Here is a 12218-nt window from a genome sequence, read left to right as displayed (position 1 = left end):
TCCTACTATTCTGTCCACATACAGAAGATTACAATCGTTCAGGAGTGTACAAGCAGTTCTGTTGCATGTTACCATAGACATATAACGGTTACATTTGGATAATGGCAAACCCTCGCGAAAGCAGGGGACGCAAAGCCACGGGTCTAATGCATTTACACAATGCGATGACAGCCGGGTTGCCCTAATTGCGACAATACGAGCGTCTATTTAAGTGCGCCGCCATTAGGGTGGCGCTTTTTGTATATATAAGAAGCGCCCCTGGTGTTCATCTCATTCGAGCGGATAACGTCAAAGAATGGGAGATGGTAAGAATGCGGACACGTTGTACGGCAACAACTGACAACAACGCAAACTGGCAAGTAGAAGCAAAACAATCATTGGTAGGCACCAAGCGACGAATTGCAATAGGGCTTAGTGCTGCATTGCTGTTCGGCATGTTCATGCCACAGCCAACTCTCTATGCAGCGGATGAAACAAGCGGAAGCGGAGCTGCTGCATCAGAATTGAATGTGCCACAGGTGGCAGGAGTCAAGGTTCAGGGCATTTCGCTCGGTATGAGTGAGAAGCAGCTCTTCGAGCGACTGGGACAACCAGCACGCAAAGACGTAAGCGAGTACGGGTTCGAGTGGTACATCTATAACAAGGATTATAAGCAGTATGTGCAGGTCGGTGTGCTCAACAAGAAAGTTGTAGCTCTATACTCGAATGCTAAGGCTGATTATGGCAGCATTGGATTTGGTTCGACGAAGCAGGAAGTTACAGCAGCCTACGGGTCTTCCATCAGCCGAATTAAGAAAGGCAATACCATCTATAACTACAAGGATAACGGCGGAACATACAGTATGCACAAGGTAGGCGACGCTTATGCGACGGTGTTCTATGATGTGAGTCAGCGCGGCACGGTAACAGCTGTCCAATTCATTGCTGAAGCTGTGGAGTTGTCGTTCAAGGGTTACTTCGGTACGCCTAGCGAGCAATTGCGGACAAGCTTCGAGCAGCAAATATTCGATCTAGCGAACGCAGTTCGCGTACGCAATGGCAAGAAGCCGCTGCAATGGAACGATAAAATCGCAGGAACAGCACGCAAGCATAGCGGTGATATGGGAGAAAGAAGCTTCTTCGATCATAATAATCCGGATGGCAAGTCGCCGTTCGATCGAATAAAGGCAGACGGAATCGTATATAAGTCCGCAGGAGAGAATATTGCCGCTGGCCAGACGAGTGCCATCTTCGTTCATGAGAACTGGATGAACTCGGAAGGGCATCGTGCTAACATATTAGGAGATTATTCGCGAATGGGTGTGGGCGTATTTTTCGGAGGTAAATCGAAAGTCTACTATACGGAAAACTTCTATACACCACGAAGCTAGCAGGCCGTGGTAAAAAGACGCCTTCAATCCAACAGAAACAGTAGTTTGGAGGCGTCTTTAATTGATGCGGCGTTATGGAGTCTTCTCCATGACAGCCTTCACAATAAGCCGGTGTGTGGCTGTGTCGATTGGATCACAGGTGATGAGTGTCAGCTCCCGATCCGTTGGATTCTGATCGAGAACGGACAGATCTTCTGGGGTCACGACGGATTTCGATTGCACGGTATACGTGTAGGTCTGATCCGACGTTTCTAATTGAACTTTATCCCCCTTTTTCAACTCATCGAGCCTGTTGAAGTGTCTGCCGAATGTCAGACTGCGATGGCTCGCCAATACAAAGTTGCCGATCTCGCCCGGCATTCGGCCGGGGACAACGATTCCACTTCCAACCTTGAGAGAAGCAGGTGTGGCTCCTTCTACCATAGGTTCTCGCAGATCGATTTTGTCGATCGATATTGCCCCATATACAAGGAGACCGTCAATGGATTTAGGCTCCCGTTTTTTTGGTGTGATTGAATCGGTTTGTGTCTTGGAGGTTACTTGAATGCTGTCTTGCGGCAAGTTGTCCCACTCAGTAAGAAGCCGAAGCTCTCTTTGTTGTTCGTTGTATTGATTCCACTTCGGATATAGGATAAGAGCTAACCCAGCAAAGAGAAACAATAGAGCCGTGAAACCAAGCAATCTGGACATGTTTTGATTCTTCTTCGTAATAAGAGGCACCCCCTTAACGCACTATGTCTGTGCCTCTATTGTACCGTATGTAGCAATATGTTTTCCATAACCCACCATGATGGTAGGTGCGGTTCGTAGGGAATCGGATAGCAACAGTGAAACTCAATTGCAGCAATCTGATGCTGGAAGGTGGCGTTAGCAATCTAAGGTGATGAGGATCCTTCCTTAGGGGAAACCTGCTGAAGGATTGCTTTATGCATCCAAATGGCAGCTTGTGAACCTTCCGCCATTGCAATCGTAACCTGTTCCGAATGCACACATACATCTCCTGCTGCCCATACGTTGGGGACATTGGTCATTTTCGTACGTGGATCCACCATAATGTGTTTATTTTCATGCCGCTCTATCCCAAGCTGTTCTGCGAGGGAGGACTTCACCTCATTGCCTCCGAAGGCAACAAATCCACGCTCTCCATTAATGATCCTTCCATCGGAAAGTCTCACGCCACTGAAGACACCTTCTTCCTTACATACTACTTCTTCAATCTGTGCTTCAATTACTTCAATCTGCTGAGCGTCCAATTGGTGCATTTGATCAGCAGACAAGGGCTTCTGCTCGTGATTCACATAGACGACGTCACGGGTCCAATACAATAGCGTTAGTGCCATATCAGCTCCGGTAGAGCCAGAACCAAGCACAATGGTTCGCCGACCGCTCACTTCATAACCATCGCAATCAGGGCACACATACACCGTAAGGCCTAGGCAGGGCATGAGATTGGGCAAGGATGGAAGCCGATCCATGATTCCAGTGGCGAGCAGGAGTGTACTTGCTGTGAAGAGGCCGTTCTCTGTTGTCGTCACGGTGAAGCCATGTTCGCCATTAGGTGCGAGACTCGTCACGGTATCTTTAAGTAGATGTACGCCTAACGATGTGGCCTGCCGTTTACCCAAAAGACGAAGCTGAGTACCGGACACTCCCTCAGGCCATCCGAGCACATTATGGTAGGAGCGGCATATCGTAGATCTGCCATAACCACTATCGATCACCAGCACGCGGTGTCGGTATCTCCCCAGCTGAATGGCAGCTTGCAGCCCGGCTATGCCGCCGCCGATAATAATGCTCTCATAGCACATAAGCAGACACTCCTACCGTTTCTGAATGATTATTTCATGAAATAATGCCTGGCATGCCAAGAAAGAGATCTTTATCTTACTTCCCCTGCTGCTTTGTTAAATTCTCCTGAGCAAGGCGAATCATCTCCCGCACCATCGAGCCGCCGATTCGTCCGCCAACGCGGCCTGCATCTTCCGTTGACAACTGTCCATTGTACCCTTCTTGCAACGGCACACCCAGTTCCTTAGCTACCTCATATTTGACATCATTCGGCCGGTTCGGATCTACTGCAAATCCTTCGCGGCGCATGACCTCAGCTTTAAAAGCATTGACACTGTTCTCGGCACCTGTAACAAGCAACTTTCGCCGACTTCTTCGGGACATAACCTTGTTCCTCCTGTGTCTTCAAAATTAATACTCTTCATACATTCCCCCTCCCAATCGAAATTATGTAAGAAGTGAAGAGGAGTAGGGATATACTATGGAGAATTAATCCAGTGAGTAAGTGTCTGTTTGGGTAAGCACACCATTCGAGAGGAGCTTGCAAATGGATTCGGATTATCAAGATGTACAAGTGAAGGAAGCAGAGTTAACGGTGGAGCAGCAGAGGACGAATACATCCGATGTGATCTGGTATTCGCCGCTTGAAGCACCGTTCGCAATTGCTGGATTACACTGGCTGTCTACGGAGGGGAAATATCGACGTCTCCCCGTTTCGCCAGAACACAAGATTCCAGAGGGAGTCGACTGGCTGGCGGATCATACAGCAGGTGGTCAGATCCGCTTCGTGACGGACTCTTCGAAGCTGTTCCTGCGGGTGAAGTTGTCTGGCCCACACGACATGTATCATATGTCGGCGACGGGGCAGTGCGGCTTCGATTGCTATGTGGAAGCGGATGGACATCTCCACTACCGAAGTACGACGGCAGGATGGAATCCTAGAGATTCTGAGTATGAGTCTGTCCTATTTTTCCGAGATGAAGCACAGAAAAGGCTTGTCGTTCTGAACTTCCCGCTGTATCAAGGGGTAGAGGAGATCATGGTCGGGTTGAAAAGGGATGCCATCGTGGAGTCCCCGCCTGCTTATGAGGATCCAGGCAAGGTTATTGTATACGGAACCTCCATCACCCAAGGGGCATGCGCCATGCGTCCTGGAATGTGTTACACGAACATTCTTAGTCGAAGAATCAATCGTGAATTCATTAACTTAGGCTTCTCTGGCCATGGAAAAGGAGAGGCCGAGCTAGCTCATATTATTGCATCTATATCCGATCCAGCTTGTCTTATTCTGGACTACGAAGCGAACAGCGTCTCTCCAGAACGATATGCGGAGACACTGCCGCGATTCGTACGGATTTATCGTAAAGCGCATCCAGAAGTTCCGATTCTTATATTATCGAGACTTGCATTCTCCTTCACACGCTTCGATGAGGAGGACTCCAGACTGCATCAAGTACGCAAGCACATGCAGATGACGTTAGTGGAATCCTTGCGGCAAGCAGGGGATCGTCATATCTACTTCTGTGATGGTGAACAGCTTCTTCCACAGCATGCTCTTGAATGCTTCGTGGACGGCACTCATCCTACCGATCTAGGGTTTGTGCAGATGGCAGATGGACTGGAGCCTGTGCTGCGAGAAATACTGGCAAGAAAATCTTAACAGTAACATAGCTTTACACAATAAGCAGGGAACTAGTTGCATACGGAATGATTCAGAGGTGGTCCAACCAAGGGCCGCCTCTTTTTTTATCGTATTAGCGTTGTTGGAAGAAGCAGAACCAGACAATTGCGATGAAAAAAGGTATGTATGTAGGAACGATTATGAGAGGCTTCTATTATTTGAGATTCATATAGTAATAGGAAAAGGAGGTATGAAAAACATGAGAACTGTAATCTCTCACTTCTACAATGAGGAATATTTACTGCCATGGTGGCTGAAGCATCATGCTTCACTTTTTGATCATGGAATTCTCATCAATCGAGGGTCGACGGATCGCTCTGTTGAAATTTGCCGACAATTGGTTCCCCATTGGGAGGTTCGAGATTCCAAAGTCCCTACATTTGACGCAGAACAGGTTGATATAGAGGTCATGGAAATCGAGGAAGAGTGCATGGGCTGGAAAATGGCGTTGAATACAACGGAATTTCTATGCTTCCCTGATAAGAATAAGTTCTTTTCTTCGCTGGATGAGATGGGCAGCAGTATGTATTCTATTCGTACGATTATGCTAGTTGATGACCCTAACTACGGCTATGATGAGCCGGATCCAGCCAAGCCTTTAGTAGAGCAGCGCCATCATGGTTTTATTTTGCCTGATACCGGCCGATTCATTCATAAGTACCCTCGGGGGAATTATGCTCCAGGAAGACACTTCTCTCCCCATCCGTTTATCGATTACCCCTTCAATGATAATCCGTATCCGGCCATTGTTATCAAGTTTTTCTATAGCCCATGGACAGAGGAGACACGGCTTCGAAAGTTGCAAATTGGACCAACCCTTTCGGAAGGCAGCATTTATCGAAGCATGGGGCTACAGCATCTCGTTACCCGCGAAGAATTAGGGCGGAGATATAACAGTTATGTGAACCAAGCGACCGATTTAAGTCGTCATCCTGTTTATCAGCGTCTATGGAGGGGAGCTGTATGAAGGCAGTCATACTTGCAGGCGGATACGGAACGAGAATCGGTGAGGAGACGCAGGTCAAGCCGAAGCCGATGATCGAGATTGGCCCCCAGCCGATACTGTGGCACATTATGAAGCTGTACAGCCATTATGGGATTCGTGAGTTTATCATTTGTCTGGGATACAAGGGCCACGCCATTAAAGAGTATTTCATCCATTACTATATGCGGCATACGGATTTTACGTTAGATATGGGTAGTAACACTGTTGACTATCATGGGGACAATGCTGTTCCGTGGAAGGTTACACTAATCGATACTGGTGAGGGCACAGAAACGGGAGGACGGATTAAGCGGGTTCAAGCGTATGTTGGCGACTCTACCTTTTGCCTCACCTATGGAGATGGAGTTGGTAATGTAAATATTGCTGAATTGGTTGCGTATCATCAATCCCATGGCAAATATGCGACAGTAACGGCAGTTCAGCCCCCAGGAAGATTCGGTTCGCTTGCCTTGGCGCAGCAGCAGGTCATCGATTTTACAGAGAAGCCTGCAGGGGATGGCGGCTGGATAAATGGAGGCTTTTTTGTATTGGAGCCTGACGTGTTCTCATATATTCTTGACGATGCTGCCGTATGGGAGACGGATGTCTTAACCGAACTAGCACGCCAGCGGCAGCTTATGGCTTATGAGCATCATGGCTTCTGGCACCCGATGGACACGATGCGGGATAAGAAGAAATTGGTGGACTTGTGGGGCCGGGGACAAGCGCCATGGAAGGTGTGGCAGGCGTGATCAATGAAGCTTTTTGGCAGGGAAAGAAGGTTCTTGTTACGGGACATACAGGCTTCAAGGGATCCTGGTTGACGATATGGCTGTCCATGTTGGGTGCGGAGGTTGTCGGATATGCCTTATCACCGAGTACGAAGCCGAATCTGTATGCTGCTGCCGATATTCAAGCAGTGTGTAGGCACTCCGTTATCAAAGATGTGAATGATTATTCAGCTCTGCTGAAGGTGATGTCGGAGCACGAGCCGGAGATTGTGTTCCATTTGGCTGCACAGCCGCTCGTACAAGCGTCCTATGAACATCCGGTAAGCACCTTTCACACGAATGCAATGGGAACGGTGTATCTGCTGGAGGCGGTTCGTCATACAGCTAGCGTTCGTGCTGTTATCAACGTAACGAGCGACAAGTGCTATCGCAATACAGGGGAATCGGTGCTTCCATTTCGCGAAGAAGATCCGCTAGGCGGTCATGATCCTTATAGTGCAAGCAAGGCTTGTGCCGAAATCATTGCAGCAAGCTATCGAGATTCCTATTTTCGCAGCGAGGATGGTCAAGGGCCTAGAATGGCGTCCGTTCGGGCAGGCAACGTCATTGGCGGCGGGGATTGGACAGAATCTCGTCTTCTGCCGGATGTAATAAGAACTTGTTCCGCCTCTGAACCACTACTTGTTCGGAACCCGAACGCGGTACGACCGTGGCAGCATGTGTTGGAGCCCGTGCACGGTTACCTGCTTCTGGCGGAGAAGCTGTGGGATCATCCGCAGTACGCAGATGGATGGAACTTCGGGCCGCTGGAACAGCCAAACACAACCGTTCAAGATATCATTCAAATGGCAGCAGAGATCTGGCAGGTAGACATACAAGTGGTGCTAGAACAAGCAGCCTCTCGCTATGAAGCGCCTAGACTATTTCTGGATAGCAACAAGGCTGCACAGCTATTAAACTGGCATCCGAAGTTGTCTATCAAGGAGGCTGTAGCATGGACGATCTCCTGGCATCAGCAGTATCGTGCAGGAATTAACGCTAGAGTGCTATCAGAGCGGCAGATCGTCGATTATGTTCGCAGAGAAGGAGGGAGAGAAGGCAAATGAACTCACATTGTCGGATATGCGGTACACAGCTTGTGCACACCTTTGTCGATTTAGGACAATCTCCATTTGCAAATGCCTTCCTAACACCAGAGGAATTGGGGAATGCCGAACCCCATTATCCGCTCCATTCGTATGTATGTGATACTTGTTGTCTTGTACAGCTTGATCAGTTCGCGAGCCCGGCTAGTATATTCAAGCATTACTTATATTTAAGCTCCTATTCTACAAGTTGGCTGAAGCATGCAGAACAATATACAGACATGGCGATTCGCAGATTTCAACTGAACATTGATTCACAGGTCATCGAGATTGCGAGCAATGACGGTTATTTACTGCAGTATTTCCATCAGCAGGGTATACGGACACTGGGCATAGAACCAGCAAGCAATGTGGCTCAACTTGCGAGGGATAAGGGAATTCCGACGAAGGCAGAGTTTTTCGGACAACGACTGGCGGAAGAGCTCGTTAAGGACGAGGGGATTAGCGGGAATCTAATCGTAGCGAACAATGTGCTGGCTCACGTCCCGGACGTGCAGGATTTTGTCGCTGGTCTGAAGCGGCTGCTCCATCCGGAAGGTACCATTACGATTGAATTTCCGCATGTACTCAATCTTATTCGATATAAGCAGTTCGATACGATTTATCATGAGCACTTTTCTTACTTCTCCTTGTTCTCGGCTCAACAGCTATTCTCCATGCACGGCCTCCAAGTAACAGATGTAGAAGTACTTTCTACACATGGGGGGTCATTGCGCTTGTATATCATGCATAAGGACAAGGGCAAATTGGCTGCAGCAGCTGTGCAGAAGGTTCTGGAACAGGAACGGCAGAACGGACTGCACGACTGGCGGGCATATACTGCGTTTGCCCAGCAGGTAGAACAGATGCGGGAGGATATTGTCCGATTCATGATGGAAGCTCGCAATCAAGGCAAGCTGGTGGCAGGTTATGGGGCACCGGCGAAGGGCAATACGCTGCTTAATTATTGCGGGTTCCACACGGCATGGCTTCCATTTACTGTGGATCAGAATCCATATAAGCAGGGGCTGTATTTGCCTGGTTCGCGAATTCCTATTCGCAGTCCCGAGGAGCTGAAGCGAGTGCGTCCAGATTATGTGCTTATACTGGCTTGGAATTTGAAAGAAGAGATTATGGAGCAGTGCGCTTATATCCGAGAATGGGGCGGTAAGTTCGTCATCCTTGTTCCAGAGATTGAAGTGGTGTGAAGGATGGATAAAATACTGGTTACGGGCGGCAGTGGGTGGATCGGCGGCTTCGTCGTTCAGATCCTGCTCCAGAAAGGGTACGATGTCCATGCTATATATCGGAGAGCGCATAGAGCAGATTTCTTCTGTACGTGGCACCAGATAGATTTATGGGATGAGGAAGAAGTGAAGGCCCTTATCGAACAGGTAAGACCGACACACCTTATTCACCTTGCCTGGGATGCTATTCCGCCGCAATGCTATACTTCTCTGAGCAACTATAACTGGATGCAATCCAGCAAGACGCTTATTGATCATTTTATTCAAAGTGGAGGACAAAGATTAATCGTTGCTGGCTCTTGTGCTGAATATGAATGGACGCCGGGATTATTGTCAGAGGTCAATTCTTCATTATCGGAGAAGACTTTATATGCGGTATGCAAAAACTCGCTGCGTGCTTGGCTGGAGTCTTATACGGAACAACGGGGGATAAGCAGCGGCTGGGCACGTATTTTTCATTTATATGGCCCTTATGAGCAAGGGAACCGTCTCGTATCCTCCATCATTCGTTCACTGCTGGAAGGACGAGAGGCGGCTTGCTCACTAGGCAAGCAGTATCGAGACTTTCTGTTTGTTAAGGATGTGGCGGATGCGCTGGTTTCTTTTCTCTTCAGCAAGGTGGAGGGCGCATTGAATATCGGTTCAGGGAAGCCGGTTCAGGTGAAGCAGATCGCCCTGATGATTGCCAAGAAGTTGGGGCGTGAACGTTTGCTTCGATTCGGGGCACTCCCTGATCCCGTAGATGGACCCTTGTATGTTGGCGCTCATGCTGGGCGTTTGAAGCAGGAATTGCGATGGCAGCCTCAGTATAGTTTGTCGGCAGGAATAGACGAAACGATCGAATGGTATAGGAACATCCAGAAGGATATTCGCTAAATTCACTTGATCGATTTATCGTAGTAGTGAATGGACTCCATGCATTCGCGCAGCCTCAATAAATTTTAAGCGAACGCTCAGCTGCATTTCAGCTAATAATAGGATAATAGAAGGAACAGGGAATATATCGCAGCAGTGAGGGAGAGGCGTGGATGTATCGGAGCAGAGGGATTCGAATTCTCATCGTAGATGATGAACCGAATATTTTACAATTTCTTGAGCTGGGATTGGTAAATGAGGGGTTTGATGTGCAGGCTGCACAGGACGGCGTTACTGCCGTAGCCCGATTTACCGAGTTCCAGCCTCATGTCGTTATATTGGATGTGATGATGCCGGGGATGGATGGGTATGAAGTGTGCCGTATGCTGAAGAAGTCAGAAGATGTGGCGGTTATTATGCTTACGGCGAAGGATGAGGTGGATGACCGTGTGAAGGGCTTGAATCTGGGGGCAGACGATTACATGGTCAAGCCATTCAGCTTCGCTGAGCTATTGGCACGAATCCAAGCGCGGATTCGCAATCAGTTCCCGACGATGTTCGGGGATGTGCAGGTAGGGCCATTTGTGATCGATGACAAGCGCAAGGAAATGAAGTATAGCGGAAATGTGCTGGCGCTCTCGCCAACGGAGTATGATCTGCTCAAGTTCCTCGTGCTGAATCGTGGCGTGGTGTTGAGCAAGTCTGTTATCTTGGATCGGGTATGGGGTTATGACTTTGGGGGAGAGGACAATATTGTCGAGGTGTATATTCGCTCTTTGCGGGAAAAGTTGAACGACAAGGAACATCAGTTAATTCGAACGCTGCGTGGAGCTGGTTATCGGGTAGATATCCCATGAGGAATCGATGGCGTTCCGGTCTTGAGAGAATCGTAAATTTGTATTCATTACGTACCCAATTGCTGTATCGCTCTTTGCTTGTCATTGCTATCCTGCTGGTGATCGTCGGCATGCTGCAGTATATATTTATGCGCGAGGTTGTGTATCAGAATAAAGCAGCGAGTCTTCAAAGTCATGTCATGAGCATTCCTGGATTCGTCTGGAAGCGGGTGGGACAGTATCATCGTCAGCTTGAACAGTCGGGACAGCGTGTCGCCGAACCCTCGATGCCGATGCTGCTTATGCCGGATACCCATGTGGCCTTCATTGATCAAGCAGGGAACTATCATTCACTGCCGAATGGGCAAGGTGAACTTGCCACCGTACAATTGAATGCTGAGGAATATGAGAAGGCAAGAAGGGCCCCTCTGGGCAGTCCATCCTACCACATTGCAAATGATTCGAACGGAAATGAACAGTTGGTTGTACTGCATCCCGTCTTATCAGCTCCTGGCAGGGAAATAGGGACGGTGCAGATTAGTACGCCAACGTCTCCACTCAACGACTTGCTCATGGGGCAGACGCTTACTTTCCTCATGATAGCGACTGTAGCGATGTTACTAGGGGTAATTGTGCTGCTTCCAGTCATCCGAAGGACGCTTCGACCGCTGTCTGCAATGGTGAGTACAGCTGAACAAATCGATGCAGGCAATCTGGATCGGCGCTTCTCCACCGCGCAGGGACAATCTGAGGTGGATCGTCTAGCCGATTCCTTCAATAGCATGCTGGAGAGGCTAGAGACTTCCTTCGACGCGGAACGGGAGATGAAGGAGCAGATGCGACGCTTCGTTGCCGATGCATCTCATGAGCTTCGTACACCGTTGACTTCGATCCATGGATTTCTAGAGGTTCTGCTTCGCGGGGCCGCCCAGCATCCCGAACAGCTGCATAAGGCGTTAACCAGCATGCATAGCGAGTCGGAGCGACTAAGTAAGCTGATTCATGATTTGCTTCTACTGGCGAAGCTGGATCGAGATGGGGCGCCTTCCATTGAACTGGTTGAAGGATCTCTCGATGGAATCATTCGCAGCATGGAACCGCAGTTATCAATGCTGGCAGGGAAGAGAACGGTGTCGATTATGCTAGAGCCTCATCTGTTATGCAAGCAAGATCCCGATAAGATGAAGCAGGTCGTGCTCAATCTGGTGCATAATGCGGTTCAACATACCGATGAAGAACTAGGGCACATTCACGTCGAGGGTATGAATAAGGAGAATGGAGTTCAGCTATCCGTCTCTGACAATGGGGTGGGTATTGCACCTGAGCATCTTCCTTATCTGTTCGATCGATTCTATCGCAGTGAGTCTTCGCGGAATCGCAAAAGCGGTGGTTCAGGACTAGGTCTAGCTATTACGAAATCAATTGTTGAAGCACATGGTGGAACGATAGACGTTGTTAGCCGAATAGGCGAGGGCAGTACATTTCGGATATGGCTGCCTCGGTAAATGAATTTTGGAACCAGGTTCAGCGGCTGTTTTCCGAGACTATCATGCTTAATGAGCTTCAGTAGAGGTAACATAACCTGATAAAAAAGAAGCAGA

12 protein-coding genes and 1 riboswitch are annotated in these 12218 nt (G+C 48.8%); of the genes, 9 read left to right on the top strand and 3 right to left on the bottom strand.

Features of this window, described 5'->3' with window-relative positions; translation table 11 throughout:
• The first annotated feature begins 93 nt into the window (after positions 1 to 93).
• A riboswitch (cyclic di-GMP riboswitch) is annotated at positions 94 to 184 on the top strand.
• 127 nt (positions 185 to 311) lie between these two features.
• Positions 312 to 1370, top strand: coding sequence for a CAP domain-containing protein (locus tag BBG47_RS16880; RefSeq protein ID WP_065292655.1), 1059 nt, complete (start codon positions 312 to 314; stop codon positions 1368 to 1370).
• Positions 1371 to 1442: 72 nt separating this feature from the next.
• Here BBG47_RS16880 and BBG47_RS16875 read toward each other — a convergent pair whose 3' ends face one another.
• The 3 genes from BBG47_RS16875 to BBG47_RS16865 form a co-directional block, all read right to left on the bottom strand.
• Complete coding sequence (locus BBG47_RS16875; protein WP_251487710.1) at positions 1443 to 2060, bottom strand: class D sortase; 618 nt, start codon at positions 2058 to 2060, stop codon at positions 1443 to 1445.
• Between the two features lie 185 nt (positions 2061 to 2245).
• Positions 2246 to 3178 carry an NAD(P)/FAD-dependent oxidoreductase gene (locus BBG47_RS16870; RefSeq protein WP_065292653.1) on the bottom strand — a complete coding sequence of 311 codons (933 nt, stop codon included), beginning with the start codon at positions 3176 to 3178 and terminating at the stop codon, positions 2246 to 2248.
• Between the two features lie 76 nt (positions 3179 to 3254).
• Positions 3255 to 3542 (bottom strand): alpha/beta-type small acid-soluble spore protein, encoded by a 288-nt coding sequence (locus BBG47_RS16865; protein WP_028533490.1) that lies wholly within the window; start codon positions 3540 to 3542, stop codon positions 3255 to 3257.
• A 163-nt stretch (positions 3543 to 3705) separates the two neighbouring features.
• On the opposite strand from BBG47_RS16865, the gene BBG47_RS16860 reads away from it, so the two are divergent.
• The 8 genes from BBG47_RS16860 (at position 3706) to BBG47_RS16825 (ending at position 12122) form a co-directional block, all read left to right on the top strand.
• On the top strand, positions 3706 to 4818 hold the full coding sequence (locus BBG47_RS16860) for an SGNH/GDSL hydrolase family protein (protein ID WP_065292652.1): 1113 nt from the start codon (positions 3706 to 3708) through the stop codon (positions 4816 to 4818).
• A 220-nt stretch (positions 4819 to 5038) separates the two neighbouring features.
• A complete protein-coding gene (locus BBG47_RS16855; protein WP_065292651.1) occupies positions 5039 to 5806 on the top strand; it encodes a glycosyltransferase family 2 protein in 768 nt (255 codons plus the stop codon).
• Complete coding sequence (rfbF, locus tag BBG47_RS16850; protein WP_065292650.1) at positions 5803 to 6576, top strand: glucose-1-phosphate cytidylyltransferase; 774 nt, start codon at positions 5803 to 5805, stop codon at positions 6574 to 6576. Before BBG47_RS16855 ends, rfbF begins: the two co-directional genes overlap by 4 nt.
• A complete protein-coding gene (gene rfbG, locus BBG47_RS16845) occupies positions 6573 to 7661 on the top strand; it encodes a CDP-glucose 4,6-dehydratase (RefSeq protein WP_065292667.1) in 1089 nt (362 codons plus the stop codon). Before rfbF ends, rfbG begins: the two co-directional genes overlap by 4 nt.
• The gene (locus tag BBG47_RS16840; RefSeq protein WP_065292649.1) at positions 7658 to 8887 is read left to right on the top strand and encodes a class I SAM-dependent methyltransferase; all 1230 of its coding nucleotides are present in this window, start codon (positions 7658 to 7660) and stop codon (positions 8885 to 8887) included. Before rfbG ends, BBG47_RS16840 begins: the two co-directional genes overlap by 4 nt.
• 3 nt (positions 8888 to 8890) lie before the next feature.
• Positions 8891 to 9802 carry an NAD-dependent epimerase/dehydratase family protein gene (locus BBG47_RS16835; protein WP_065292648.1) on the top strand — a complete coding sequence of 304 codons (912 nt, stop codon included), beginning with the start codon at positions 8891 to 8893 and terminating at the stop codon, positions 9800 to 9802.
• 152 nt (positions 9803 to 9954) lie between these two features.
• Positions 9955 to 10638, top strand: a complete 684-nt coding sequence (locus BBG47_RS16830; protein WP_065292647.1) for a response regulator transcription factor — start codon at positions 9955 to 9957, stop codon at positions 10636 to 10638.
• Entirely contained in the window at positions 10635 to 12122 is a 1488-nt protein-coding gene (locus BBG47_RS16825; protein WP_065292646.1) for a sensor histidine kinase, read from the top strand. The genes BBG47_RS16830 and BBG47_RS16825 overlap by 4 nt, the downstream gene beginning before the upstream one ends.
• The last annotated feature ends 96 nt before the right edge of the window (positions 12123 to 12218 follow it).

Source organism: Paenibacillus sp. KS1 (genome assembly GCF_001680695.1).
In the GTDB taxonomy this organism is placed as follows: domain Bacteria; phylum Bacillota; class Bacilli; order Paenibacillales; family Paenibacillaceae; genus Paenibacillus_B; species Paenibacillus_B suaedae.
Note: the sequence above shows the minus strand (reverse complement) of the source record. Positions and strands in the feature narration are given on the sequence as shown.